The organism is Streptomyces sp. (assembly GCF_031178505.1).
In the GTDB taxonomy this organism is placed as follows: Bacteria; Actinomycetota; Actinomycetes; order Streptomycetales; family Streptomycetaceae; genus Streptomyces; species Streptomyces gulbargensis.
In genome coordinates this window covers 1-26,216 of the sequence record NZ_JAPSIW010000018.1, presented here as the reverse complement: position 1 = coordinate 26,216, position 26,216 = coordinate 1, and the positions used below count along the sequence as shown (strand labels likewise).

Here is a 26,216-nt window from a genome sequence, read left to right as displayed (position 1 = left end):
AAGCGCTCGGCCCAGCGGGCGTGGTCCTCGCGCTCGTCGCAGCCGTGGCAGGGGTGGGCGCGGATCTCGGTGCGCAGCCGGGCGATCTCGCGGTCGTCGGCGGCCGCGGCCCGCTGTCTGCGGTGCCGCTCGGGGTTGAGGTGCGCGGCCTTGGTGCGCAGGGCCGAGGCGAGGTCGCGGCGGGACTGCGGGGAGCGCGGGTTGAAGGACTTGGGGATCCGCATGCGCTCCAGGGCTTCCACCGGGACGGGGAAGTCGATGGAGGCGAGCCTCTTGACCTGCCGCTCGGCGGTGAGGACCAGCGGGCGCGGCCCGTCGTGGTACTCGAGGCCCCGGTGGCCGTTGGTGCGGCCCGCGGGGATGCCCGGGTCGAGGACGAGCGCGAGGCCCGCGAACTTGCCGGTGGGGACGTGGATGACGTCTCCGGGCTTGAGCTTCTCCAGCGAGGCGGCGGCCTGGGCCCGGCGCTGGGCGGCGCCCTGTTTGGCCAGTTCGGTCTCACGGTCCTTCAGCTCGCGGCGGAGCCGCGCGTACTCCTCGAAGTCACCGAGGTGGCAGGTCATGCCCTCCCGGTAACCGGCGAGTCCCTCCTCGTTCTTCTGGACCTGGCGGGAGATGCCCACCACGGAGCGGTCCGCCTGGAACTGGGCGAAGGAGGTCTCCAGAAGCTCGCGCGAGCGGTGCCGGCCGAACTGGTCGACCAGGTTGACCGCCATGTTGTACGAGGGCTTGAAGCTGGAGCGCAGCGGGTAGGTGCGTGTGCCGGCGAGGCCGGCGAGGTGGCCGGGATCGAGGCCGCGCTGCCAGAGCACGACCGCGTGGCCCTCGACGTCGATGCCGCGGCGGCCGGCGCGTCCGGTGAGCTGGGTGTACTCGCCGGGGGTGATGTCGGCGTGCTGCTCGCCGTTCCACTTGACGAGCTTCTCCAGGACGACGGAGCGGGCGGGCATGTTGATGCCGAGGGCGAGGGTCTCGGTGGCGAAGACGGCCTTGACGAGACCGCGTACGAAGAGTTCCTCGACGATCTCCTTGAAGGTCGGGAGCATGCCGGCGTGGTGGGCGGCGATGCCCCGCTCCAGGCCTTCGAGCCATTCGTAGTAGCCGAGGACGTGGAGGTCCTCGGTCGGGATCGACGCGGTCCGCTCCTCGACGATCTCGCGGACGCGGCGACGCGCCTCGTCGTCGTTGAGGCGGAGCCCGGCGTAGAGGCACTGCTGGACGGCGGCCTCGCACCCGGCGCGGCTGAAGATGAAGGTGATGGCGGGCAGCAGGCCCTCGGCGTCGAGGCGCTCGATGACCTCGGGGCGGCCGGGGGTCCAGATGCGGGAGCGCTGGCGGCGCTCGCGCTCGCGGTCGGCCTCCCGGACCATCTTGCCGCGGCGCCGGTCGCGCGGGTTGTACGTGCGCGTGTTCTCGGTGCGGGCGAGGCGCAGGAGGTCGGGGTTGACCTCGCGGCGGGCGGCGCCACGGCCGCCGTGGTCGGTCTCCTCCTCGAAGAGGTCGTACATCCGGCGGCCGGCCAGGACGTGCTGCCACAGGGGTACGGGGCGGCTCTCGGAGACGATGACCTCGGTGTCGCCCCGGACGGTGTCGAGCCAGTCGCCGAACTCCTCGGCGTTGGAGACGGTCGCCGAGAGGGACACGAGGGTCACGGACTCGGGGAGGTGGATGATCACTTCCTCCCAGACGGCTCCGCGGAACCGGTCGGAGAGGTAGTGGACCTCGTCCATGACCACGTAGCCGAGGCCGGAGAGGGCCTGGGACCCCGCGTACAGCATGTTGCGGAGGACTTCGGTGGTCATGACGACGATCGGGGCGTCGCCGTTGACGCTGTTGTCGCCGGTCAGGAGGCCGACCTTCGCGTTGCCGTACCGCTTGACGAGGTCGGCGTACTTCTGGTTCGACAGCGCCTTGATGGGGGTCGTGTAGAAGCACTTGCGGCCCTGGGTGAGGGCGAGGTGGACGGCGAACTCGCCGACGATGGTCTTGCCGGAGCCGGTGGGGGCGGCGACGAGCACGCCCTTGCCCGCCTCGAGTGCCTGGCAGGCCTCGATCTGGAAGGGGTCCAGACCGAACTCGTACATCTCGCGGAAGGGGGCCAGCGCGGTGGCCTGCTCGGCGTTGCGGGCGCGAGCGGCTGCGTACGCTTCGGCTGGTGTGAGGTCCTCTGTCATCTTGTTCTCGAGCCTACCCGCCCCCTCCGACAGTGACGCGATCTTTATCCCGGGGATCCGGCCCCGGGCGCGCGGGCGGGGCGAGGACCCGCGGCGCGCCGGGATCGCGGACGACGGTGACGGGGAGGAGTCCGAGGGGCTCTCCGGTGCCGGGAGCCTCCCGGCGTGAGCGAGCGGGCACGGTGCGTGCCGGCGACGGGCCGGACGGTGTGCGCGCCCCGCGGTCGGGGTGACGAAGAGGGGGAGGTCGCCGCTCACGGAAAGGCCCCCCGGACGGAAGTCCGGGGGGCCTCACGAGAGCGGCTCAGGTGATGTCGTCGTAGCCACCGGGGCGCTGTGCTCCGCGCACCTCGGGCTCGGCGGCCGCCTGCTCCGGCAGGGCGGGGACGGTGGAGACGGGTTCGACGGCGCCGACGGCCTCGGGGGTGAGGTCGAGCACCGAGGCCTCGTCGTCGTCCAGTTCGGCGTCGGGGTTCTTGCGCCGGCGCCGCCGGTCGTTGAGGAGCGAGAAGGCGACGGCCCCGAAGTAGAGGACGGTGATGGGCCCGGCGAGGGCGATCATGCCGACCGGGTCGGTGGTGGGGGTGATGACGGCGCCGAAGACGAAGACGCCCATGATCACGCCGCGCCACCAGCCGGCCATGCGGCGGCCGGTGAGGACACCGGTCAGATTGAGCATCACCAGGATGAGCGGGAGCTCGAAGGCGAGGCCGAAGACGAGCACCATGCGCAGGGTGAAGTCGAGGACGTCACCGAGCGAGAGGATGTTCGCGGAGCCGCTGGGCGTGAGGCTGATGAGGACCTTCACGCTGATGGGGAGAATGAGGTACGCGAGGTAGGCGCCCGCGCTGAACAGCGGGACGGCGGCGCCGACGAAGGCGTACGTGTACTTCTTCTCGTTCTTGTGCAGTCCGGGCGCGACGAAGGCCCACAGCTGGTACAGCCAGATGGGACTGGCCACGACGAGGCCCACCGTCAGGGACAGCTGGATCGTCGTGCTGAAGGGGGCCATCAGCGTGTTGAAGGAGACGATCGCGCAGTTGCCGCCGTCACTGGTGACGCCCGGTGCGCAGGTGGGCACCGATTTCGTCAGGAACTGCATCAGCTCCTCGCTGTACACGAGGGCAACGACCGTCACCGCCGCGACGGCCAGCAGGCCTTTCGCCAGGCGGTTGCGGAGTTCACGCAGGTGTTCCACGAGGGGCATGCGCCCCTCGGGATCCCTCTCCTGCTTGCGGGCAGACTTGAGCAACCCACGTCCTCATCTCGTGCGGCAGGCCGCCGCCCGGTGCGGCGGCCGCGGCGGACCGGGTCAGCGCTTGGTGGTGTCCGAGGGCTCCGTCACGGGACGCGAGCTGGTCACGTCGCCAGGAGCGGCCTGGATGGTACGCGGCGCGGGCTGCGGGTCCTGGGCTCCGGGGTGCGGCGGGTCGGCGGGCGCGCTCTGCTGGTCCTCGGACTTCATCGCCTTGGCCTCGCTCTTGAGGATGCGGGCCGACTTGCCCAGGGAGCGGGCCATGTCCGGGAGCTTCTTGGCGCCGAACAGCAGGATGATGACGACGAGGATGAGGATGATCTCGGTGGGGCCGAGCCTACCCATAGCTGTTTACCTTCTTCACCGAGGCGACATGGACGTGCGGTGCCCGGCGGGTCGGACAGGGTCCGGCCACCGCGCTGTCTGCGATCGTAACCCGCACGAGTAAACGCGGGGCAATGCCCGTGCATACGCGCGATTGCGTCCGCCGTGAAGCCCCGGCGGCGTCTTCCCGCAGCGTACGGCCCCGACTCAGCGCAAGGCCTCGCCTGTTCGGGCCAGGTCGGTGGCGGCGTCCTCGAGGTCCTCGGCGGCCCGCTGGATGCGCTGTGTGGTGCGGGCCACTTGACGGCCGAGGCGCTGGACCTCCACGAAGACCTTGATCCCGAGGACGCCGAGGACGGCGAGGCCGAGGAAACCGAGGGCGATGGCGAGCATGGGCCAGAACATGTGCTGAGCCTAGACCGTCGGCGCCCGCGTTCAGGCGGTGGTGTGGAGGCGGAGGGTGCGGACGCCGCCGCCGGTGAGGAGTTCCACGATCCGTTCGCCGGCGGGCTTGCGGACGGCGCTGCCGCAGGCGGGGCAGGTGAAGGAGTAGAAGGTGGTGCGGCGGCTGGCGCCGATGGCCAGGCGCAGGGCGGAGGGGGAGAGTTCGAAGCGGGAGCGGCAGTCGGGGCAGGCCGCCTTGAAGAGGACGGGGGCCGTCGGCGCCACCAGGCCGGACATCACGGACATTCAGCTCATCTCCCTCGACTGCCGCATCTCTCTCGGCCGGCGTGGCCCGCTCGGCCGTACTCCTCACCGGCGAAGCGCCCCGCCCGGCCCTTCCTGTCCCCGGGCCGGCCGGCCGTGTTCCCCGCGACCGGCGCGCCGCCGGCGGGCACGCGCTCCGGCGTGTCCCGGACGGTACGCCGGTGCCGCCGGTAGCCGCGGGGTCACCCGGGGCCGGCTCCGGCGGAACCTCAGATCCCGTCGTACGCGGCGAGTGCCGCCGCGGCCGCCTCCCGGGCGCTGTCGGCGAGCGCCACCGGGGCGACGATCCGCCCGTCGCTGCCCAGACGCAGACCGAGCCGGCGCAGCGAGGCCGGGTCGGGGGTGCGCAGGGTGATCCGCAACCCGCCGTCGGGCAGTTCCTCGGCCTTGTCGTGCGGGTAGTACTCGGCGACCCAGCGGCCGCCGGGGCCGACCTCGACCACGACCTCCGGGTCATCGGCCGACGGCTGGACCAGTCCCTCGGAGAGGTCCCGCAGCTCCAGCTCGGGCGGCGCGGCGTGCTCGTCGAGGATCCGGATCTCGGCGACCCGGTCCAGGCGGAAGGTGCGGCGCGCCTCGGAGAGGCGGCACCAGGCCTCCATGTAGGTGTGCCCGACGGCGAACAGCCGGATCGGGTCCACCTCCCGCTCCGTGAGCTCGTCGCGGGCGGGCGAGTAGTACCGGAGCCAGAGCCGCTTGCGTTCGGAGATGGCCCGGTCGACCTCGGCGAAGACACCGCCCTCGGACTCGAAGGTGACGGAGAGCCGGGAGCTGGCGCCCGCCGCCTCGCCGGCCGCCGCCTCCAGCTTGGCGGTGGCGCGCAGCAGTGCCTCCCGGTCGCTCTCGCGCAGGCCGGGGAGGGTGGCCACGGCCCGGGCCGCGACGAGCAGCGCGGTGGCCTCGTCGGCGGCGAGCCGCAGCGGGGCCGCCACGTCGTCCGGGTTGTGCCACCAGATGCGGTCGCCGTCGGTGTCGATGTCGAGCAGGTCGCCGCCGCGGAAGCTGGTGCCGCACATGGGCAGCACGTCCAGGTCGGAGATCAGCTCGTCCTCGGTGATCCCGAAGGCCCGCGCCACGTCGGCGACGTGCGCCCCCGGGCGCTCGCGGAGGTAGGTGACGAGGGACAGCATCCGCCTCGTCTGGTCGATCGCGTTGGCCGCCATGCGGTACGCCTCCCCTTCAGCCCTTGGCCACGGCGCGCAGCCGGTCCACGACATCGGCCCGCAGATCGGCGGGTTCCAGTACGACGACGTCCGGGCCGAACTCGACGAGCCAGGCGTCGAGGCCGTGCCCGTACGGGATCTCCAGCTCGTCCCATCCGTCCGCGCCCTCGCGCACGGACTGGGCGCGGGCCCGCAGCGGGTAGCCGCAGCCGGTCCGGAGCCGGATGCGGGCGGAGCGGGTGGCGGTCTCCCCCGCCCAGCTCTCCACGGTCTCCCGGACGGTGACGACGTCGGGGACGGGGGCGGTGAAGGCGCCGGCCCGGGAGCGGACCTTGCCGGTGATCCGGGACAGGCGGAAGACGCGCTCGGCGCCGCGGTCCCGGTCCCATCCGGCCAGGTACCAGTGGCCGCGCCAGCATTCGAGGGTCCAGGGCTCGACCTGGCGGGTCTCGGGGCGGGCGGAGTTGGCCTTGCGATAGTCGAAGACGACGGGCCGGCGGTCGCGGCAGGCGAGCATGAGCGGCTCGAAGGCCGCCTCGTGGACGGGGATGCGCGGTTCGAGGGCGCTGGGCTGTGCCTCGTACGTGTCGTCGGCCTCGGGCATGCCGGCGGCCCGGAGCTTCTGGAGGGCTCCGCTGGCCGCGCCGGCGAGGCGGGCCTGCTGCCACACCTTGGCGGCGAGGCCGAGCGCGGCGGCCTCCTCGGCGTCCAGGGTGATCGGCGGCAGGCGGTTGGAGTCGCGGCGGGCCAGGTAGCCGGTCTCGCCGTCGAGGTTCTCGACCGTCTCGATGACCAGGCCGAGCTCGCGCAGGTCGTCCTTGTCCCGCTCGAACATGCGGTTGAAGGCCTCGTCGCCGGCGGCTTCCAGGTAGGCCTCGATGGAGCCGCGGAGCTCACGCTTGCTCAGCGGGCGGCGCGTCCCGAGCAGGCACAGCGCCAGATTCATCAGCCGCTCGGCCTTGGCAATCGCCATCGACGCCCTGCACCCACTTCCCCGGTCTTCCGTTCTCGGACGTCCGACCGTACCGCCCCGGGGTGTCCGGGCAAAAGCCGAGGGCCCCCGCCTCGGGAGGCGGGGGCCCTCGGGCGACCGGAACCGGTCACACGGTGCGCGGGTCAGCGCTTGGCGACGGCCACGAGGTCGCAGACGAAGATCAGCGTCTCGCCGGGGCCGATCTTGCCGCCGGCGCCGCGGTCGCCGTACGCGAGGTGCGCGGGGATGACCAGCTGGCGGCGGCCGCCGACCTTCATGCCCTGGACGCCCTTGTCCCAGCCCTGGATGACCTGGCCGACGCCGAGCTGGAACTCGAGCGGGGCGCCGCGGTTCCAGGAGGCGTCGAACTCCTCGCCGGAGTCGAAGGAGACACCCACGTAGTGGACCTTGACCAGGTCGCGGGCCTCGGCGACCTCGCCCTCACCCTCCCAGATGTCCTTGATCTCCAGATCGGCCGGCGGCTCGCCGCCCGGGAAGTCGACCTCGGGCTTCTCGATGCTCACTGCAGTGTGCTCCTCAACTGATGGATCGCGCGCACGGTGACCGCGCGACCCGGACAACCTACCCTGCGAGTGCCCCGCGAGCGGGGACCCCCCGCTACTGCTTGGCCAGGATGTCCACGGTGAAGACGAGCGTCGACTTCGCGGGGATCGGCCCCTGTGCCTGGTCGCCGTAGCCGTCGGCGGGCGGGACGACGAGCAGCACGCGGCTGCCGACCTTCTTGCCCTCCAGGCCCTTGCTCCAGCCCGGGATCACGCCGGCCAGCTGGAAGGTGGCCGGGACGCCGCCGCGCGCGTAGGAGCTGTCGAACTCCTTGCCGTCCTTCCACAGGACGCCCTTGTACTGGACGGTCAGGGTGTCGGTGGACTTGACGGCCTCGCCCTTGCCCTCGATCACGTAGTTCGACACGAGCTTGGCGGGCGCGTCCGTCTTGGGAACGGTCAGCGAGGGGGCCTTGCCGTCGGTGTTCGTCCCGACCTTGGGCAGGTCCTTGTTCTCCTGGGCGACCTCGGTACCGGAGGCGGCCTTGGGGATCGTGGTCGCCTTCAGGATGTCCACGACGAAGACGAGGGTGGCGTTGGGCTTGATGTCGCCCTGGCCCTGGGCTCCGTAACCGAGCTCCGGCGGGATGCCGATCTCGACGCGGCTGCCGACCTTCTGGCCTTCCAGGCCCTGGTCCCAGCCCTTGATGACCTGGCCGGCGCCGAGCGTGAGGTCGAAGGGGCGGCCGCGGTCGAAGCTGTTGTCGAAGGGAGTGGTGGAGTCCCAGGCCTGGCCCAGGTAGTTCACCTGGAGCGCGTCACCCTTCTTCGTGACCGCGCCCTTGCCCTCGCTGACGACATTGACCTTGAGTTCCTTCGGCGGGTCGCCCTCGCCCTTGGCGAGGGTCGGCTTCTCCCCGTACTTCGCGCCCGCGGTGATGGCGGGCAGTCCGTTGGTCATCGCGGCGGTTTCGGAGCCCTTTTCCTCCGTGCCGCAGGCGGCTGTCGAGAGCAGCAGCAGCGGGACGGCGAGAAGGCCGGCAAGTCGGCGCACGTGTTCCTCAGATCTCAGACGGCACAGTAGTTGTCCCGACACTCTAGGGGACCTCGCTGTGACGTCGAAGGGCCCCGCACACCCGGGGTGCGGGGCCCTCGCGCTGTCGTACGACCGCCGTGGCCGCGTGCGACTCCACGCGGCGGGCGGCGGCCCGTACGGCCGGCGGTCCTACATTCCGGCGATCAGCTTCTCCACCCGGTCGTCGACGGAGCGGAACGGGTCCTTGCACAGGACCGTCCGCTGCGCCTGGTCGTTGAGCTTGAGGTGGACCCAGTCGACGGTGAAGTCCCGCCGCTGTTCCTGGGCCCGCCGGATGAAGTCGCCGCGGAGCCGGGCCCGGGTGGTCTGCGGGGGCACCGACTTGCCCTCGAAGATCTTCAGGTCGTTGCAGATCCGGGCCGCCTGGCCGTTCTTCTGCAGCAGGTAGTACAGGCCGCGGCGGCGGTGGATGTCGTGGTAGGCGAGGTCTATCTGCGCGACCCGCGGGTTCGACATGGTCATGTTGTGCTTGGCCCGGTACCGCTCGATGAGCTTGTACTTCATGACCCAGTCGATCTCGGTCTCGATGCGGTCCAGCCGCTCGGACTCGATCGCGTCGAGGGTCCGGCCCCACAGCTCCAGGACCTGGGCGATCGTGCCGGAGCGGATGCCGCGCCGGTCGACGAAGTCGGAGGCCTTGTCGTAGTACTCCCGCTGGACCTCCAGGGCGGAGGCCTCGCGGCCGCTGGCCAGCCGGACCTTGCGCTGACCGGTGATGTCGTGGCTGACCTCGCGGATGGCCCGGATGGGGTTCTCCAGGGTCAGGTCGCGCATCACGGTGCCGGCCTCGATCATGCGGAGCACGAGGTCGGTGGCGCCGACCTTGAGCAGCGTGGTGGTCTCCGACATGTTGGAGTCGCCGACGATCACGTGGAGGCGGCGGTAGCGCTCGGCGTCGGCGTGCGGCTCGTCGCGCGTGTTGATGATGGGCCGCGAGCGGGTGGTGGCGGAGCTGACGCCCTCCCAGATGTGCTCGGCACGCTGGGAGACGCAGTAGACGGCGCCCCGCGGGGTCTGGAGGACCTTGCCCGCGCCGCAGATGAGCTGGCGCGTGACGAGGAAGGGAATGAGGATGTCCGCGAGCCGGGAGAACTCCCCGTGCCGGGCGACGAGATAGTTCTCGTGGCATCCGTAGGAGTTTCCGGCCGAATCGGTGTTGTTCTTGAAGAGATAGACGTCGCCCGCGATTCCCTCCTCGTGCAGGCGGCGTTCGGCGTCGACGAGCAGGCCCTCGAGAATGCGCTCGCCGGCCTTGTCGTGGGTGACCAGTTCGGTCACGTCGTCGCATTCCGGTGTGGCGTATTCCGGATGCGAACCCACGTCGAGGTACAGGCGGGCGCCGTTCCGCAGGAAGACATTGCTGCTGCGGCCCCATGACACGACACGGCGGAAGAGGTAGCGCGCCACTTCGTCAGGTGACAGTCGGCGCTGTCCCCTGAACGTGCACGTGACGCCGTACTCGTTCTCCAGCCCGAAAATGCGGCGGTCCATGTCTGAACATTACGCCTGAGGGCGTGCGCTGAAACCGGGTTGGACGTTCCCGTTCTGATCGTTTTCCTTCAGCGGGTGTTCTTTTCGGTGTGTACGGCCGCCGGGGCGCCCCCCGCGTCGGCGTGTCGCGCGGCGTCGCCGGGTCCCGCGGGGCCGGCCGGGGCGGCTCCGGCGCCCGGGTCGAGCGGGGCCCGCAGGGCGCGGCCGGTGACCAGGAGCACCAGGAAGGCGACGAGACCGCCCGCCGCGGCCACCGCGAATCCGGCGGCCGTTCCGGCCAGTTCGACGGCCGGTCCCGCCACGGCGGAGCCGAGGGCGGCGCCGACGCCGAAGGTGGTCACGAGCCAGGAGAAGGCCTCGGTCACGGTGCCGCGCGGGGCGTGCCGGTCGACCACGACGAAGGCGCAGGCGAGGGCGGGCGCGAGGAAGACGCCGGACAGCACGGAGAGGCCGGTCATGGCCGCCGGGCCGGGGGTGAGCAGCAGCGGGAGGTAGCAGAGGGCGAGGAGCAGGACCAGGCCGCGCAGCCGCCGCTCGGGGGCCCCGGACCACTGCCGGGCCCCGTAGACGACACCGCCGGCGAGGGCGCCGAGGCCGAGCGCGGCCATCAGCCAGCCGTAGACGCCGGGGGCGCCCCGGTCGTCGGCGTAGGCGACGGCGGAGACGGTGATGGAGCCGAGCGCGAGCCCGACGAAGAAGAAGGAGCCCAGCAGGGCGAGGAGACCGGGTGACCGCAGGGCGCCGAGCCAGTGGGCCTCGCGGGGTGCGGAGCGCCAGGCGCGGGACGGCTCGGAGAGGACGACGGCGAGGGCACCGAGGACGCCGAGGGCGTTGATCACGAGCAGGGCGGCGGCGGGTGAGCGCACCGCGACGAGGAGCGTCACCAGGAGGGGGCCGACGGTGAACATGACCTCCTGGGCGACCGCGTCGAGGGCGTACGCGCGGTGGACCCGGTCCTCGCGGCCGAGGACGCTCGGCCAGAGGGCGCGCAGGCCGCCCTCCAGCGGCGGCGTGAAGAGGCCGGCGAGGACGACGGCGGCGTAGGCGAGGGGCAGGTGGCCGATGCCGGTGAGGGCGAAGAGGGCCATGCCGAGGGCGGAGAGGACGGCGGCGGGCAGCTGGACGCGGGGCTGGCCCTTGAGGTCCACGGCCCGGCCGAGGAGCGGCTGCCCGACGGCGTTGGCGACGCCGTACGCGGCGATGAGGCCGCCCGCGAGGGTGTAGCTGCCGCCCTGGTCGCGGACGAAGAGGGTCATCGCGACGGGTCCCGTGCCGTTGGGCAGCCGGCCGACGAGGGTGCCCGTCAGCAGGCGGGCCGCGTGCGGGGCCCTGAGGATGTCCAGATAGCCGCCGTGTGCCGGGGCCTCGGTGGCCATGTCGGTCTCCCCTCCCCCGGGACTCGCCCGAGGTTTTACGTATAACTTCCGGAGTCATACGTACCATGTCGGCGGTACGACGGTCCACCCGCGGTGCCCCGCGGACCCACCCACCCATCGCCCCGGAGGCCCCCGTGCAGTCCCCCGAACCCACCGGCGGTGCCCGCCCCACCAGCCGGGACGTGGCCCGCGCCGCCGGGGTCTCGCAGGCCACCGTCTCCCTGGTGCTCGGCGACAAGTGGCGGGGACGGGTCTCCGAGCGCACCGCGGGGTCCGTGCGCGAGGCCGCCGCCGCGCTCGGCTACCGGCCCAACCTCGCGGCCCGCAACCTCCGCCTCGGCCGGACGCGCACCGCCCTGCTCGTCGTGCCGGCGCTCACCAACGAGTTCTTCGCCCGCGTCTACACCGGCGCCGCCGCCGTGGCCGCCCGGCACGGGTTCGGCGTGGTCCTCTACCCCTCCCCCGAGGGCGTCGGACCGGCCAGGGACCCCTTCGCCTCGTCCCGCGCCGCCCTGGACGGGATCATCGCCTCCTCGATGGCGGCGGACGCCCTGGAGGCCTTCCGGGACACCGATCTGCCCCTGGTCATGCTGGACAGCGACCCCTCGGACACCGGGGCCGCCGCCCACGTCAACCTGGACGTCGCCGACGGCATGCGCCAGGTGGCACGCCACCTCCGGGAGCTCGGGCACACCCGGTTCGCGCACCTGGCCTCGGCCGTGCCGTCCTGGACCTTCGACGTCCGGGCCGCCGCGCTCGCCGAGGCGCTCGCCGGCGCCGCCGTGCGCACCGTCCGCGCCCCTCTGGACGTGCACGGCGCCATGGCCGCCACCGAGCGGGCCCTCGCGGAACCCGGCCCGCGCCCGACCGCGCTGGTCTGCGACGACGACATCCTCGCCGCCGGCGCCTGCAAGGCCCTGCGCCGCCTCGGCCTGCGGGTCCCCGAGGACGTCTCCGTCACCGGCTTCGACGACCTCGCCCTGGCGACCGCCGTGGAACCCGAGCTGACCACCGTCTCCCTGCCCGCCGAGCGGATCGGTGAACGGGGCATGGAGGCGCTCCTCGCCGTCCTCGCGGGCGAACAGGCCCGGCCCGGGCTCCTGCCGGTCGCCCTGACCGCGCGCGGCTCCTCCGGTCCCCCGCCGGCCCGCTGAGGCCGGGCACGCCGAAGGGGGCCCCGTCCGGACGGACGGGGCCCCCTTCGGCGCGGTACGGCTACTCCTCCGGGGCCTCGTCGGAGGGCTCGTCCGTCTTCGTCACCGCCGCGTCGTCCGCCTGCAGGAGGCGGGACAGCTGCCGGCCGACGATCCGCTTGAACTTGCGCTGCTGCGGGCGCGTACGGTCCAGGACGGCCACCTCCAGGCGCTCGGCGGGGATCTCCCGCTCCGTGCCGTTGGTGTCGCGTGAGAGGGCCTGCACGGCCAGCTTGAGCGCCTCCGCGAGCGACATGCCGTCGCGGTGCCGCTGATCGAGGAAAGTGCTGATCTGCTCCGCGTTCCCGCCGACCGCGACCGAGCCGTGCTCGTCCACGATCGAGCCGTCGTGCGGCAGCCGGTAGATCTGGTCGCCCTCGGGCTCCGTGCCGACCTCGGCGACGACCAGCTCCACCTCGTACGGCTTCTCGCCCGCGCTGGAGAAGATGGTGCCCAGGGTCTGCGCGTAGACGTTGGCCAGGCCGCGCGCCGTGACGTCGTCGCGGTCGTAGGTGTAGCCGCGCAGGTCGGCGTAGCGCACGCCGCCGATGCGGAGGTTCTCGTACTCGTTGTACTTGCCGGCGGCGGCGAAGCCGATCCGGTCGTAGATCTCGCTGAACTTGTGGAGGGCCCGCGAGGGGTTCTCGCCGACGAAGACGATGCCGTCCGCGTACTGGAGGACGACGAGGCTGCGGCCGCGGGCGATGCCCTTGCGGGCGTACTCCGCCCGGTCGGCCATGGCCTGCTGGGGTGAGACATAGAACGGCGTGGACACCGGCTACCGTCCCTTTCTTCCGGTCTGAAGGGCTGCTACGGGCGACGACGGGTCAGAGCAGGGCGGCGCGCGGGCCGTCGGGCTGCTCCAGGCGCCGCTCGGTGACCGATCGGGCCAGCGCGGAGGACTCCTCCTCCGTGAGCCTGCGGAAGCCCTCCTCGGTGATGACGGTGACGATCGGGAAGATGCGCCGCGCCAGGTCGGGGCCGCCGGTCGCCGAGTCGTCGTCGGCCGCGTCGTAGAGCGCCTGGACGACCAGGGTGGTGGCCTGCTCCTCGGTCAGGTCCTCGCGGTAGAGCTTCTTCATCGAGCCGCGGGCGAAGATGGAGCCCGAGCCGGTGGCGGCGAAGCCGTGCTCCTCGGAGCGCCCGCCGGTCACGTCGTAGGAGAAGATGCGGCCCTTCTCCCGGGCCTCGTCCCAGCCCGCGAAGAGCGGGACGACGGCGAGGCCCTGCATGGCCATGCCGAGGTTGCTGCGGATCATGGTGGAGAGACGGTTCGCCTTGCCCTCCAGGGAGAGCGTGGCGCCCTCCACCTTCTCGAAGTGCTCCAGCTCCAGCTGGAACAGCTTCACCATCTCGACCGCGAGACCGGCGGTGCCGGCGATGCCGACCGCCGAGAACTCGTCGGCCGGGAAGACCTTCTCGATGTCGCGCTGGGCGATCATGTTGCCCATGGTGGCCCGCCGGTCACCCGCGAGCACGACGCCCCCCGGGAACGTCGCGGCCACGATGGTGGTGCCGTGGGGCGCCTCGACGATCCCCTCCGGCAGCTTCCGGTTGCCGGGGAGCAGGTCGGGCGAGTGGTTCGTCAGGAAGTCGATGAACGAGGACGAGCCCGGCGTCAGGAAGGCCGCCGGCAGACGCCCGATGCTACGAGGGTTGGCTTCCACGCGATTCCTTCCGGGTGGGAGAGACCCGCCGTGGGACACGCGGGCCGATCTTGCTTGCTGTGCACGGACCTTACCCGTAGCACGGCGTGTCATCCGTCCCCGGGCCCACGGCTTCTTCCGGGGCTCCGGGGACGGAGGACGACGAGGGCGGGAGCGGCTACTCGCCGCCCTTCTGGACGAAGGAGCGCACGAAGTCCTCGGCGTTCTCCTCGAGCACGTCGTCGATCTCGTCCAGGACGGAGTCCACGTCCTCGTTGAGCTTCTCCTGGCGCTCCTTGAGGTCGGAGCTCGCCTCCGTGGTGGTCTCCTCGACCTCCTCCGTGGAACGCGTCGCCTTCTGCTGTCCGCCGCCGGTGTCCTTGGTCGCCATATCCCTCACCCCGCTCGAAATCGGCCCGCTCGGTTGAGTCCGTACAAGATCAGACCCTACTAGCCGGGTCTGACATCGGCCCCTCGATTTCCGGTTTTCTCTCCGCAGCTTCTTCCTGCGGCCGGGCACTGTTCCCATGATTCCCGGTGCCCGGCTATTTCAGGCGCGCATTCCGGTCACGAATCAGCCCCCGGAAAGCACCCGCACCAGTTCCTCGGCCGTGCGGCAGCGGTCCAGGAGCGCCTTCACGTGCTCCTTGGTGCCGCGCAGCGGTTCCAGGGTCGGGACGCGCTGGAGGGAGTCGCGGCCCGGCAGGTCGAAGATCACCGAGTCCCAGGAGGCGGCGGCGACGTCGTCGGCGTACTGCTCCAGGCAGCGGCCCCGGAAGTACGCCCGGGTGTCCTCCGGCGGGGCCGTCTCGGCCCGCTCGACCTCCGCCTCGTCCAGGAGCCGCTTCATGCGCCCGCGGGCCACCAGGCGGTTGTAGAGGCCCTTGTCGGGGCGTACGTCCGCGTACTGGAGGTCCACCAGGTGCAGCCGGGCCGCGTCCCAGTCCAGGTCGTCGCGCCGCCGGTAGCCCTCCATGACCTCCCGCTTCGCGATCCAGTCGAGCTCGCCGGCGAGGCTCATGGGGTCGTTCTCGAGCCGGGTGAGGGTGTCCTCCCAGCGGCTGAGGACGTCCTTGGTCTGCTCGTCGGCGTCCGCGCCGTACCGTTCCTCCACGTACTTCCTGGCCAGCTCGAAGTACTCCATCTGGAGCTGGACCGCGGTGAGTGTCCGGCCGCTGCGGAGCGTGACGAGGTACTGGAGCGAGGGGTCGTGGGAGACCTCGTGGAGCGTGCGGACCGGCTGGTCGACGGCGAGGTCGACGGTGATGAACCCGTCCTCGATCATGGAGAGCACCAGCGAGGTCGTGCCCAGCTTGAGATAGGTCGAGATCTCGGAGAGGTTGGCGTCGCCGATGATCACGTGCAGGCGCCGGTACTTCTCGGCGTCGGCGTGCGGCTCGTCCCGGGTGTTGATGATGGGCCGCTTGAGGGTGGTCTCCAGGCCGACCTCGACCTCGAAGTAGTCCGCGCGCTGGCTGATCTGGAAGCCGTGCTCGCGGCCGTCCTGGCCGATGCCGACCCGGCCCGCGCCGGTCACGACCTGGCGGGAGACGAAGAAGGGCGTCAGGTGGCGCACGATGTCCGAGAAGGGGGTCTCCCGCTTCATCAGGTAGTTCTCGTGCGTGCCGTAGGAGGCGCCCTTGTTGTCGGTGTTGTTCTTGTAGAGGTGGATCGGCTGGGCGCCGGGCAGCTGGGCGGCCCGCTCGGCGGCCTCGGCCATGATCCGCTCGCCGGCCTTGTCCCAGAGGACGGCGTCACGGGGATTGGTGACCTCGGGGGCGCTGTACTCGGGGTGGGCGTGGTCCACGTAGAGCCGGGCCCCGTTGGTGAGGATCACGTTGGCCAGGCCGATGTCCTCGTCGGTGAGCTGACTGGAGTCGGCGGCCTCGCGGGCGAGGTCGAAGCCGCGGGCGTCCCGCAGCGGGTTCTCCTCCTCGAAGTCCCAGCGGGCGCGGCGCGCCCGGTGCATCGCCGCCGCGTAGGCGTTGACGATCTGGGACGAGGTGAGCATGGCATTGGCGTTCGGGTGTCCGGGGACGGAGATCCCGTACTCCGTCTCGATGCCCATTACTCGCCGTACGGTCATGCGGCCCTCCTTGCCCGGCGGCGCTCACTGTGCGCGTCTCGGCGGTACCGATGAGCCTAGATCGGCTCCGCGCTGGTGGGGAGATCACTTGCGGTATTTCCCGGTACTGCCGGGAGGAATTTCCGGGTGGAACGCGCCGGCTGCGGATGCCCGCTTTCCGGACATCCGCAGCCGGCGCGCGTTCCTACAGGTACTGACCGGTGTTGGCCACCGTGTCGATGGAGCGCCCGGTGTCCGCGCCCTGCTTTCCGGTGACGAGGGTGCGGATGAAGACGATCCGCTCGCCCTTCTTTCCGGAGATGCGGGCCCAGTCGTCGGGGTTGGTCGTGTTGGGCAGGTCCTCGTTCTCCTTGAACTCGTCCACGCACGCCTGGAGGAGGTGGGAGACCCGGATGCCCTTCTGGTTGTGGTCGAGGAAGGCCTTGATGGCCATCTTCTTGGCCCGGTCCACGATGTTCTGGATCATGGCGCCGGAGTTGAAGTCCTTGAAGTACAGGACTTCCTTGTCGCCGTTGGCGTACGTGACTTCGAGGAACCGGTTCTCCTCGGATTCCGCGTACATCTGCTCGACGACGGACTGGATCATTCCGTGCGCCGCGGCTTCCTTGGAACCGCTGTGCTCGGAGACGTCGTCCGCGTGGAGCGGCAGATTCGGCGTGAGGTACTTCGCGAAGATGTCCTTGGCGGCCTCCGCGTCCGGACGCTCGATCTTGATCTTGACGTCGAGCCGGCCGGGCCGCAGGATCGCGGGGTCGATCATGTCCTCGCGGTTGGAGGCGCCGATGACGATGACGTTCTCCAGGCCCTCCACACCGTCGATCTCGGCGAGCAGCTGGGGGACGATGGTGTTCTCCACGTCCGAGCTGACACCGGAGCCGCGGGTGCGGAAGAGGGATTCCATCTCGTCGAAGAAGACGATCACGGGGGTGCCCTCGCTCGCCTTCTCCCGCGCACGCTGGAAGACGAGGCGGATGTGCCGCTCGGTCTCACCGACGTACTTGTTGAGGAGCTCGGGGCCCTTGATGTTGAGGAAGTAGGACTTCCCCGCGGGCTGGCCGGTCACCTCGGCGACCTTCTTCGCCAGGGAATTGGCCACGGCCTTCGCGATCAGCGTCTTGCCGCAGCCGGGCGGGCCGTAGAGCAGGATGCCCTTCGGCGGCCGCAGTTCGTGCTCCTTGAAGAGGTCCGGGTGGAGGTACGGAAGCTCGACCGCGTCGCGGATCAGTTCGATCTGGTTGCCCAGGCCGCCGATCTTGTCGTAGTCGACGTCCGGGACCTCCTCCAGAACGAGCTCCTCGACCTCGCTCTTGGGGACCACCTCGTAGACGTAACCGGACCTGGGGTCGAGCAGCAGGGCGTCGCCGGGGCGGATGGTGACGTCCAGCAGAGGCTCGGCGAGCCTCACCACCCGCTCCTCGTCGGTGTGCCCGATCACCAGGGCGCGCTCGCCGTCCTCGAGGATCTCCTTGAGGGTGACGATGTCCCCGGCGCGCTCGAACTCCATGGCCTCGACCACGTTGAGCGCCTCGTTGAGCATGACTTCCTGCCCCCGCCTGAGCTCGTCGAGCTCGACGCTGGGGCTCACGTTCACCCGGAGCTTGCGGCCCCCGGTGAAGATGTCGCACGTACCGTCCGCGTTCGCCTGCAGGAACACCCCGAAGCCGGCCGGCGGCTGGGCGAGCCGGTCGACCTCCTCCTTGAGGGCCACGATCTGGTCGCGGGCCTCACGGAGCGTACTGGCGAGCCGCTCGTTCTGCGCGGACACGCCGGCCAGGTTCGTCTGCAGCTCGACGATCCGCTCCTCGAGAATCCTCGTGTGACGCGGAGAGTCGGCGAGCTTGCGGCGCAGGACGGCGATTTCCTGCTCGAGATAGGCAACCTGGCCGGCGGGGTCTTCAGACCCCCGCCCCGGCCGGATGCCGCGGTTGATGTCGTCGTCGTGGGCTGCCACGGTCCTCACCTCCTCCAAGGGGAGCTGGACGCTTCCTGACCCTACCTGCGTGGGTGGTGATTGAAACCCCTAGATCAAAAAGACTCCGGGGTGTGTCCGATCTTCACCCTTGCGCTTCCCCTCTCGTCTTGGGGAATACCCACCCTTCACCGTCTGAAAGCGGGCGGTTGTATGGTCGTGAGTGGTCAACACCCGTCAGAGGTGGCCCGACTTATCGCGTGAAGCAGAAACGGCAGGAGACATGACCGTGCAGAACGAGGCCCCGTCCGTGGGCGCCGGAGAGGCGCTGGAGGTCTGGATCGACCAGGACCTGTGCACGGGGGACGGGATCTGCGCGCAGTACGCTCCCGAGGTCTTCGAGCTCGACATCGACGGGCTCGCATATGTGAAGAGCGCCGACGACGAGCTGCTCCAGGAGGCGGGGGCGACCACGCCGGTGCCGCTGCCGCTCCTCCAGGACGTGGTGGACTCGGCGAAGGAGTGCCCGGGCGACTGCATCCACGTCCGCCGGGTGGCGGACCGGGTGGAGGTGTACGGCCCCGACGCGGAGTGACGCGTCAGGCGCCCGCGCCGGCGGGGGCGGTACGGAGGAAGACGCCGCCCCGCCACTCCCAGCCGACCTGCTCCTTCTCGTCGGGGCAGCAGCGCGGCACCTCGGGGGACGAGTAGCCGAGCAGGGTGGCGCGGACCGCCCCGTCGCGGATCGCGAGCTCGGTGACGTGCCGGTGGAGGCGGGGCTCGACGAGGGTCGCCACCACGCGGGCGGGCGCGCCGGGCTCCGTGCCGCGGGTGAGGACGTAGAGACCGCTGGGCGGGGTGCCGATGCCGGCTTCGCAGTGCGCGGTCGCGACGGTCTCCGGGTTTCCGTCCCCGTCGAGGTCGCCGGAGGCCTGCCGGGCGACGACGGTACGGCCCGCCGGTCCGCACTCCAGGGGGAAGGTGGCGTCCGCCGCCGCGGGGGCGGGCGCGGGACGGGCGGAGACGGGGGCCCCGGCGGTGGCGGTGGCTCCCGCGGGGCCGGGCTGGAGGAGGCCCGCGAGGGCGACGACCGCGGCGGTGGCGGCGGCCGTGGCCAGCCAGTGCACCGGCCGGGCGTGGGTGTGCGCGAGGTCCACGGGGTCCGGGGCGGCGGAGGGCTGCACGCGAGAGGTCTCCTGTGAGGTGGTGCCGAGGGAGTTGCGGGCATCGTGCCACACGTCACAGGGGGAGGGAACAGCCGGGGTCGGCGCACCGGGACGAACATGAGGACGCCGCCGCCGAGTTCCGCGCGCGGGGCGGGAACGGGGCGGCGGCGTGCCGGTGATGTCGGGACGTCAGCCCTTGTTGGGGCCTTCGTAGTCCTCGCCGTACGCGCCCTTGGCGGGGCGGCGGCGGCGCATCGGGGGCTCGACCCCGTCCGCGAGGCGGCGGGCGGTGACGAGGAAGCCGGTGTGGCCGATCATGCGGTGATCGGGGCGGACGGCCAGGCCCTCGACGTGCCAGTTGCGGATCATGGACTCCCACGGCTGCGGCTCGGCGTAGCAGCCGAACTCGCGGATGGACTCCACGGTGCGGGCGAGCTGGGTGGTGGTCGCCACGTAGCAGCACAGGATGCCGCCGGGGACGAGGGCCTTGGAGACGGCCTCCAGGCACTCCCAGGGGGCGAGCATGTCCAGGATGACGCGGTCGACGTCGGTGTCGGACAGGTTGTCCTGGAGGTCGCCGACGGTCAGCTGCCAGGCCGGGTGGGGGCCGCCGAAGTAGCGCTCGACGTTGCCCTTGGCGATCTCGGCGAAGTCCTCGCGGCGCTCGTAGGAGTGCAGCATTCCGCTGTCGCCGATGGCGCGGAGCAGGAAGCTGCTGAGCGATCCGGAGCCCACGCCGGCCTCGACGACGCGTGCGCCGGGGAAGATGTCGGCGAAGGCGAGGATCTGGCCCGCGTCCTTCGGGTAGACCACGGCGGCGCCGCGGGGCATGGACAGGACGTAGTCGGGGAGCAGGGGGCGCAGCGCGAGGTAGGCGACGTTTCCCGTGGTACGGACAACACTGCCCTCGGGAGCACCGATCAGCTCGTCGTGGGGGAAGGAACCCTTGTGGGTGTGAAAGTTCTTCCCGGCCTCGAGCGTGAACGTGTAGTGGCGTCCCTTGGGGTCGGTGAGCTGGACCTGGTCCCCGACCTTGAAGGGCCCGCGACGGCGGGCGGCACCGGTCGGTTCGGACATGTGAACAGAGTACCGGGCCTACGAGGACGGTCGTGCCATGGCCTTGACGAAGGCCCGCTCGACGTCGGTGGTGGACAGGACTCCGTAGATCTCGCCGGTCTCCTCGACGACCAGGTACTCGGTGGCCGGGCAGGCGCGGAGGTGGTCGAGGAGGGGCTGACCGGTCAGTTCGGCGGGAACGCGCATGCCGTCGGTGAGGTCCTGGGCGAGGGTGCCGACGGCGACCCAGGGCCGCCGGTGCTGGGGCACGGCGGCGATGGCGGCCTCGCGGACGATGGCGGTGGGAGCGCCGGTGCCGTCGACGAGGACGAGCGCGCGGGCGCCGGCGTCGTTGGCGCGGCGCAGGGCCTCGGAGAGCGGGGTGGCGGGCTCGACGGGGACGGCGCGGCGGGTGAGGCTGCGGGCGCGGAGCTCGGGCAGGTGCTCGCGGAGGCGGGCCATGCGCAGGCTGTTGCCGGCGCCGGTCCAGATGATGGCGGCCAGGATGGCGGCGAGGAGGGCGTCGGTGACGGTGTCCACGCCGCTGATGTCCTCGGTGGAGTTGCCGAGGAGGCCGGTGCGGGTGAGGAGGGGGACGCCGACGAGCACGCCCACGGCGAGCGCGCGGCCGACCCAGGCGGCGGCGACGGTGCCGCTCATGGGCTTGCCGGTGATCTTCCAGACGACGGCGCGGAGCATGCGGCCGCCGTCGAGGGGCAGGCCGGGCAGCAGGTTGAAGATCGCGACGATCAGGTTGGAGATCATGAGGCCGGCGAGCAGGACGCCGGGAACGGTGCCCGGCTCGACGGCGTACAGGGAGAGGTAGAACACGCCGGCGAGGACGAGGGAGAGCAGCGGGCCGACGAAGGCGAGGACGAATTCGCGGCCGGGGGTCTCGGTCTCCTTCTCGATCTCGGAGACGCCGCCGAAGAACTGGAGCTGGATGCGGCGCACCGGGAGCCGGAAGCGGAGCGCGGCGAGGGTGTGGGCGAGCTCGTGGACCAGGACGGAGGCGTAGAAGGCGACGGCGAAGAAGAGGGAGACCAGGTAGCGGGCCGCGCCGAGTTCGGGCAGGACGCGCTCGATCTGGTCGCCGAAGACCCAGGTGATGAGGGCGGCGACGAGGAACCAGCTGGGGGCGACGTAGACGGGCACGCCGAAGGGCCGGCCCATCAGGATCCCGCCTCCGGGTTCCTTGGTCCGCTGCGGCTTGGGCTCGTCCTGGTTCACGGGTTCCTTTCGTCGCGGGCCGTGACCGCGTCGCTGCGTCACGGGTCGATCATGCAGTGCGACGGGGTCCCAGGTCGATGGTATGCGGCTCGCTGTCGGTGGCGGGTCGTAGGGTCTTCGTCATGAGTACGAGCGAGCAGGAGCCGGCGGTGGCCGCAGGGACGGCGGAGCGGGGGGCTTTCCCCGTGCCGTCCGGGGTGCCGGCGCCGGGGGTCCCCGGGCCGTCGGTGACCTCCGGGGGCACGGGGGCGCCCGTGGTGCCGGGGCCGCCGGGGACCGCCGGCACGGCCGAGGTGTCCGCGGCCTCGGAGGTGTCCGGGGCGGCGGAGGCGGGGGCGGACGGGCGGACCGGGCCGCGGGCGCCCGTGTCGCTGTCGCCCTCGCGGGCGAGCGACTTCATGCAGTGTCCGCTGCTGTACCGGTTCCGGGTGATCGACCGGCTGCCGGAGAAGCCCAGCCCGGCGGCGACGCGCGGCACCCTGGTGCACGCGGTGCTGGAGCGTCTGTTCGACGACCCGGCGGCGGAGCGGACGGTGCCGCGGGCCAAGGCGATGATCCCGGGCCAGTGGGACCGGCTGCTGTCCTCGCGCCCGGAGCTGGCCGAGCTGTTCGCGGAGGACCCCGGGGGCGAGCGGCTCGCGGGCTGGCTCGGCGAGGCCGAGCGGCTGGTCGAGCGGTGGTTCACGTTGGAGGACCCGACGCGGCTGGAGCCGGCCGAGCGGGAACTGTTCGTGGAGACGGAGCTGGAGTCCGGGCTGCGGCTGCGCGGGGTGATCGACCGGGTGGACGTGGCGCCCTCGGGCGAGGTGCGGATCGTCGACTACAAGACGGGGAAGGCACCGCGGCCCGAGTACAGCGAGGGCGCGCTGTTCCAGATGACCTTCTACGCGCTGGTGGTGTGGCGGCTGAAGGGGGTGGTGCCGCGCCGGCTCCAGCTGGTGTACCTGGGCAGCGGGGACGTCCTCACGTACGACCCGGTGGAGGCGGACCTGCTGCGGGTGGAGCGGAAGCTGCACGCGCTGTGGGACGCGATCCGTACGGCGACGGAGACGGGTGACTGGCGGCCGCGGCCGACGAAGCTGTGCGGCTGGTGCGATCACCGGGCCGTCTGCCCGGAGTTCGGCGGGACTCCCCCGGTGTATCCGCTGGAGATCGCCTCCGCGCGCCCGCCGGAGCCGGGCGGAACGGGGCAGGGCAGAATGGGCGGGGACCCGCCCGGGCCCTGAGCCCGGCCCGGCCGTGAGCCGGTCCCCGTCCGTGAAGGAGCCCTTGTGACGATCCGTGTCCTCCTGGTCGACGATCAGCCCCTGCTGCGTACCGGCTTCCGCATGATCCTTGAGGCGGAGCAGGACATCGCGGTCGTGGGTGAGGCCGGTGACGGCCTCCAGGCCCTGGACCAGGTGCGGGCGCTCCAGCCGGACGTGGTCCTGATGGACATCCGGATGCCGCGGATGGACGGGGTGGAGGCGACCCGTCAGATCACGGGGCCCGGCCGGGACGGGCCGGCGAAGGTCCTGGTGCTGACCACCTTCGACCTGGACGAGTACGTGGTGGAGGCGCTGCGGGCCGGAGCGAGCGGCTTCCTGCTGAAGGACGCCCCGGCGAACGAGCTGGTGCAGGCGATCCGGGTGGTGGCGGCGGGCGAGGCGATGCTCGCTCCGTCGATCACGCGCCGGCTGCTCGACAAGTACTCGGCCCATCTGCCGACGGGTGAGGAGCGGATGCCGGACACCCTGGCCACGCTGACGGACCGTGAGGTGGAGGTGCTGAAGCTGGTGGCGCGGGGCCTGTCGAACGCGGAGATCGCGGCGGACCTGTTCGTGAGCGAGACGACGGTGAAGACCCATGTGGGGCATGTGCTGACGAAGCTGGGGCTGCGCGACCGGGTGCAGGCGGCGGTGTACGCGTACGAGAGCGGTCTGGTCCGGCCGGGCGGCGGCCAGTAGCGCGTCCCGGAGGAACCGACGACGAGGGGCCCGGCGCGCGGGGTGCGCGCCGGGCCCCTGCTGTCGTGCGGGACGGATCAGCCCTTGCGGATCTCCCAGAAGCGGAAGACGGTCGAGGCGTCGAGGGTCCACTCGAGGCCGGTGATCTGGCCCCGGGCGACCGCGTACTGCTTGCCCTGCCAGAGCGGGAGGAAGGGGACCTCGTCGGCGACGAGGTCCTGGATCCGGCCGAACTCGGCGGCCGTGGCCGCGCGGTCGGCGACGGCGGAGGTCTTCGGGATGAGGGTGCCGGTGACGGTGGCGTTCTCGTAGTGGTTGCCGAGGACGTTGCCCTCGCCGAAGAAGGGGCCGGTGAAGTTGTCGGCGTCCGGGTAGTCGGGCACCCAGCCCTTGACGTACACGCCGTACTTGCCGGCGGCGATGTCCTTCTCGTACTGCTCGAACGGGACGGACTTGACGTCGGCGTCGAAGAGGCCGCTGGCGTTGAGCTGGCCGGCGATGGCCTTGAGCTCCTGGTCGGTGGCCGGGCCGTAGCGGCTGGGGGTGGACCAGAGGGTGAGCTTGACCTTGGCGGTGACGCCGCCGTCGCGGAGCGCCTTCCTGGCCTTGGCGGCGTCGGGGGTGCCGTAGGTGTCGTAGAAGGCGGTGTTGTGGCCCGCGATGCCCGCCGGGACGATCGAGTAGAGCGGGGTGGCGGTCGACTTGTAGACGTCCTCGACGAGGGCCTCGCGGTCGACGAGGTGGGCGATGGCCTTGCGGACGGCGAGCTTGCCGGCGACCGGGTCCTTCATGTTGAAGACCAGGTGCTGGACCTCGGCGCTGCTGCCCTGGACGACCTCGACGCCCTGGTCGCCGGTGGAGGCGGACTCCTCCAGGGTGGCTATGTCGTCGGCGGCGAGCCCTCGGTAGGCGACGTCGATCTCGCCGGCGCCGAAGGCGCGGGAGAGCGCGGTGCGGTCGCCCTGGTAGAGCTTGAGGGTGACGCCGCCGTTCTTCGGCTTGGCGGTGCCCTGGTAGCCGGGGTTGGGCGAGAAGACGGCCTCGGTCTCGCCGAAGGAGTCCAGCTTGTACGGGCCGGAGCCGACGGCCTTGCCGTCGGTGCGCAGGGCGTCGGCCGGGTACTCGCGGTGGTCGACGATGGAGCCGGCGCCGGAGGCGATCTTGCTGGGGAAGGTGGCGTCCGGCACCTTGAGGTGGAAGACCACGGTCCGCTCGTCCGGGGTCTCGATCCGGTCGATCGTGGAGAGCAGGGGCGTGGGGCCGGAGGGGGCGCCGATCTTGAGGGTGCGCTCGAAGGAGAACTTGACGTCCTCGGAGGTGAGCGGGTTCCCGTTGGAGAACTTCAGGCCGGGGCGCAGGGTGCAGCGGTAGACCTTGCTGCCCGCGGCGAAGCCGCACTTCTCCGCTGCCTCGGGCTCCGGCACGGAGGCGCCCTTGGGGAAGGCCAGCAGGGACTGGAAGACGTTGTTGAACAGGAGCCAGGAGCCGGGGTCGTAGCCGGCGGCCGGGTCGGTCGCGAGGATCTCGTCGGACATGCCGACGCGCACGGTGCCTCCGGCTCCGTCGGCGCCCGCCCCCTGTTCGGTACCGCAACCGCTGAGGAGGGCGGCGGACAGGCCGGCGGCGAGCGGTGCCGTCAGCCACTTGGTGTGTGCCTTCACAGAACTTGCCTCTTGATCTCTTGCCAGGCCGGCCGCGCGCGGTGCGCGGCCGGAACAACGAAGGGGTCAGGCGGTGCCGCGGCCCAGTTCCCAGAGCAGCAGGTCGGAGGAGGTGTTGAGCGCGTACTCGACTCCGGTGACGTCGGCGCGGGAGGCGACGTACTGCTTGCCCTGCCACAGGGGGAGGACGGGCACGTCCTGGGCGACGATCTTCTGGATCTGCCCGTAGACGGGGGTGGCGGCGTTGCGGTCGGCCTGCCGGCGGGACCGCGGGATGAGCTGGTCGCGGACGACCTTGTTGACGTACGGGGTGTTCAGGAAGTTGTCGCGGTCGAGGAAGGGCGCGATGTAGTTGTCCGGGTCCGGGTAGTCGGGGAACCAGCCGAGGCCGTAGACGGCGTAGTCGCCGCGCTTCTGGGCGGTGCGGAACCGGGACCACTCGGCGCCCTTGACGGTGACGTCGAAGAGTTCCGTGGCGATGAGCTGGTTCTTGATCGCCTCGAACTCCTGGGCGGTCTCGGCGCCGTAGTGGTCGGTGGTGTAGTGGAGGGTCAGCTTGACCGGGGTGGGGACGCCGGCGTCCTTGAGGAGCTTGGCGGCCCGGGCGGTGTCGGGCTCTCCGTACACGTCGAAGAAGGGGGTGGCGTGGCCGGTGATGCTGGCGGGGATCAGCGAGTAGAGCGGTTCGGCGGTGGGGCCGTAGACCCGGTCGACGAGGGCGCCGCGGTCGATGACGGCGGCCATGGCCTGGCGTACGGCCTTCTGCTGGACGGAGGGGTCCTTGGTGTTGAAGCCGAGGTAGCGGATCTCCAGGCCGGGGACCTCGGTGACGCGGATGTCGTCCCGGGACGACTCGGTCAGGTCCTTGATCTGCTCCTGGGAGAGCGAGCGGGCCATCATGTCGATGTCCTTGCTCTCCAGGGCGGCGCCCATGGTGCCCGCGTCGGCGAAGGTGCGCAGCTCGACCCGCTCGTTGCGCAGCGTGATGTCGCCCTTGTAGCGCGGGTTCTTGGTGAAGACGAAGCGGGTGGCCTTCTCGCCCTCGCGCTCGGCCTTCATGGTGTAGGGGCCGGAGCCGTCGACCTCGAAGCCGTCGCGGAGCTTGTCGGCGGCGTACTTGTCCTTGCTGAGGATGCCGGCGACGGGGGTGGAGAGCTTGTACGGGAAGGTGGCGTCGGGGGTCTTGAGGTGGAAGACGATCTCGTCGCCCTTGGTCTCCACGGTGTCGATGTTGGAGAGGAGGGCGGCGGTGCCGTTGTC

At 71.4% G+C, this 26,216-nt stretch carries 26 protein-coding genes; 4 read left to right on the top strand and 22 right to left on the bottom strand.

What is annotated here, in order from left to right; all coding sequences use genetic code 11:
* From RIF68_RS03500 to RIF68_RS03450, 11 genes are all read right to left on the bottom strand, one after another.
* The coding region (locus tag RIF68_RS03500) for a DEAD/DEAH box helicase (protein ID WP_309049614.1) at nt 1–2,174 on the bottom strand (2,174 nt) is incomplete at its 3' end.
* A 304-nt stretch (nt 2,175–2,478) separates the two neighbouring features.
* Complete coding sequence (gene tatC, locus RIF68_RS03495) at nt 2,479–3,381, bottom strand: twin-arginine translocase subunit TatC (RefSeq protein WP_309049613.1); 903 nt, start codon at nt 3,379–3,381, stop codon at nt 2,479–2,481.
* Between the two features lie 105 nt (nt 3,382–3,486).
* A complete protein-coding gene (gene tatA / locus RIF68_RS03490) occupies nt 3,487–3,774 on the bottom strand; it encodes a Sec-independent protein translocase subunit TatA (protein ID WP_309049612.1) in 288 nt (95 codons plus the stop codon).
* Between the two features lie 186 nt (nt 3,775–3,960).
* Nucleotides 3,961–4,158, bottom strand: a complete 198-nt coding sequence (locus RIF68_RS03485) for a hypothetical protein (RefSeq protein WP_309049611.1) — start codon at nt 4,156–4,158, stop codon at nt 3,961–3,963.
* Between the two features lie 30 nt (nt 4,159–4,188).
* The gene (locus RIF68_RS03480) at nt 4,189–4,443 is read right to left on the bottom strand and encodes a hypothetical protein (RefSeq protein ID WP_309049610.1); all 255 of its coding nucleotides are present in this window, start codon (nt 4,441–4,443) and stop codon (nt 4,189–4,191) included.
* A 227-nt stretch (nt 4,444–4,670) separates the two neighbouring features.
* Nucleotides 4,671–5,624 (bottom strand): WYL domain-containing protein, encoded by a 954-nt coding sequence (locus RIF68_RS03475; protein WP_309049609.1) that lies wholly within the window; start codon nt 5,622–5,624, stop codon nt 4,671–4,673.
* A gap of 16 nt (nt 5,625–5,640) precedes the next feature.
* Nucleotides 5,641–6,597, bottom strand: coding sequence for a WYL domain-containing protein (locus RIF68_RS03470; protein ID WP_309049608.1), 957 nt, complete (start codon nt 6,595–6,597; stop codon nt 5,641–5,643).
* Between the two features lie 143 nt (nt 6,598–6,740).
* Nucleotides 6,741–7,121 (bottom strand): FKBP-type peptidyl-prolyl cis-trans isomerase, encoded by a 381-nt coding sequence (locus RIF68_RS03465; protein WP_309049607.1) that lies wholly within the window; start codon nt 7,119–7,121, stop codon nt 6,741–6,743.
* Between the two features lie 94 nt (nt 7,122–7,215).
* Nucleotides 7,216–8,154: an FKBP-type peptidyl-prolyl cis-trans isomerase gene (locus RIF68_RS03460; protein ID WP_309049606.1), complete on the bottom strand. Its 939-nt coding sequence runs from the start codon at nt 8,152–8,154 to the stop codon at nt 7,216–7,218.
* Between the two features lie 171 nt (nt 8,155–8,325).
* On the bottom strand, nt 8,326–9,687 hold the full coding sequence (gene pafA, locus RIF68_RS03455) for a Pup--protein ligase (protein WP_309049605.1): 1,362 nt from the start codon (nt 9,685–9,687) through the stop codon (nt 8,326–8,328).
* Nucleotides 9,688–9,755: 68 nt separating this feature from the next.
* Entirely contained in the window at nt 9,756–11,063 is a 1,308-nt protein-coding gene (locus RIF68_RS03450) for an MFS transporter (protein ID WP_309049604.1), read from the bottom strand.
* Between the two features lie 134 nt (nt 11,064–11,197).
* Here RIF68_RS03450 and RIF68_RS03445 point away from each other — a divergent pair, with 134 nt between their 5' ends.
* On the top strand, nt 11,198–12,217 hold the full coding sequence (locus tag RIF68_RS03445; RefSeq protein WP_309049603.1) for a LacI family DNA-binding transcriptional regulator: 1,020 nt from the start codon (nt 11,198–11,200) through the stop codon (nt 12,215–12,217).
* A gap of 61 nt (nt 12,218–12,278) precedes the next feature.
* On the opposite strand, the gene prcA is transcribed toward RIF68_RS03445, so the two are convergent.
* The 5 genes from prcA to arc all read right to left on the bottom strand — a co-directional run bounded on the left by prcA (nt 12,279) and on the right by arc (nt 17,939).
* Nucleotides 12,279–13,031, bottom strand: coding sequence for a proteasome subunit alpha (gene prcA / locus RIF68_RS03440; RefSeq protein ID WP_309049602.1), 753 nt, complete (start codon nt 13,029–13,031; stop codon nt 12,279–12,281).
* Nucleotides 13,032–13,083: 52 nt separating this feature from the next.
* On the bottom strand, nt 13,084–13,923 hold the full coding sequence (prcB, locus tag RIF68_RS03435; RefSeq protein WP_309049601.1) for a proteasome subunit beta: 840 nt from the start codon (nt 13,921–13,923) through the stop codon (nt 13,084–13,086).
* Between the two features lie 157 nt (nt 13,924–14,080).
* Complete coding sequence (locus RIF68_RS03430; protein ID WP_309049600.1) at nt 14,081–14,293, bottom strand: ubiquitin-like protein Pup; 213 nt, start codon at nt 14,291–14,293, stop codon at nt 14,081–14,083.
* Between the two features lie 183 nt (nt 14,294–14,476).
* Entirely contained in the window at nt 14,477–15,988 is a 1,512-nt protein-coding gene (gene dop / locus RIF68_RS03425) for a depupylase/deamidase Dop (protein WP_309049599.1), read from the bottom strand.
* Nucleotides 15,989–16,172: 184 nt separating this feature from the next.
* Nucleotides 16,173–17,939 (bottom strand): proteasome ATPase, encoded by a 1,767-nt coding sequence (arc, locus tag RIF68_RS03420; RefSeq protein WP_309049598.1) that lies wholly within the window; start codon nt 17,937–17,939, stop codon nt 16,173–16,175.
* A gap of 241 nt (nt 17,940–18,180) precedes the next feature.
* On the opposite strand from arc, the gene RIF68_RS03415 reads away from it, so the two are divergent.
* Nucleotides 18,181–18,492: a ferredoxin gene (locus tag RIF68_RS03415; protein ID WP_309049597.1), complete on the top strand. Its 312-nt coding sequence runs from the start codon at nt 18,181–18,183 to the stop codon at nt 18,490–18,492.
* 4 nt (nt 18,493–18,496) lie between these two features.
* Here the strand turns inward: RIF68_RS03415 and RIF68_RS03410 are convergent, their stop codons facing one another.
* The 4 genes from RIF68_RS03410 to RIF68_RS03395 all read right to left on the bottom strand — a co-directional run bounded on the left by RIF68_RS03410 (nt 18,497) and on the right by RIF68_RS03395 (nt 21,749).
* On the bottom strand, nt 18,497–19,081 hold the full coding sequence (locus RIF68_RS03410) for a hypothetical protein (RefSeq protein ID WP_309049596.1): 585 nt from the start codon (nt 19,079–19,081) through the stop codon (nt 18,497–18,499).
* Between the two features lie 171 nt (nt 19,082–19,252).
* A complete protein-coding gene (locus RIF68_RS03405; RefSeq protein WP_019884997.1) occupies nt 19,253–20,140 on the bottom strand; it encodes a tRNA (adenine-N1)-methyltransferase in 888 nt (295 codons plus the stop codon).
* Between the two features lie 18 nt (nt 20,141–20,158).
* Nucleotides 20,159–21,292 (bottom strand): site-2 protease family protein, encoded by a 1,134-nt coding sequence (locus tag RIF68_RS03400; RefSeq protein ID WP_375165061.1) that lies wholly within the window; start codon nt 21,290–21,292, stop codon nt 20,159–20,161.
* Between the two features lie 106 nt (nt 21,293–21,398).
* On the bottom strand, nt 21,399–21,749 hold the full coding sequence (locus RIF68_RS03395) for a hypothetical protein (RefSeq protein ID WP_309049594.1): 351 nt from the start codon (nt 21,747–21,749) through the stop codon (nt 21,399–21,401).
* Between RIF68_RS03395 and RIF68_RS03390 the strand changes: the two genes are divergently transcribed.
* Together RIF68_RS03390 and RIF68_RS03385 are read left to right on the top strand one after the other, a co-directional pair.
* Nucleotides 21,643–22,575, top strand: coding sequence for a RecB family exonuclease (locus tag RIF68_RS03390; RefSeq protein ID WP_375165060.1), 933 nt, complete (start codon nt 21,643–21,645; stop codon nt 22,573–22,575). The genes RIF68_RS03395 and RIF68_RS03390 overlap by 107 nt on opposite strands.
* A 45-nt stretch (nt 22,576–22,620) precedes the next feature.
* Complete coding sequence (locus RIF68_RS03385) at nt 22,621–23,295, top strand: response regulator transcription factor (RefSeq protein ID WP_309049592.1); 675 nt, start codon at nt 22,621–22,623, stop codon at nt 23,293–23,295.
* A gap of 77 nt (nt 23,296–23,372) precedes the next feature.
* Here the strand turns inward: RIF68_RS03385 and RIF68_RS03380 are convergent, their stop codons facing one another.
* Together RIF68_RS03380 and RIF68_RS03375 are read right to left on the bottom strand one after the other, a co-directional pair.
* Complete coding sequence (locus tag RIF68_RS03380) at nt 23,373–24,956, bottom strand: ABC transporter substrate-binding protein (protein WP_309049591.1); 1,584 nt, start codon at nt 24,954–24,956, stop codon at nt 23,373–23,375.
* 66 nt (nt 24,957–25,022) lie between these two features.
* A partial coding sequence (locus tag RIF68_RS03375) for an ABC transporter substrate-binding protein (RefSeq protein ID WP_309049590.1) occupies nt 25,023–26,216 on the bottom strand: 1,194 nt, incomplete at its 5' end.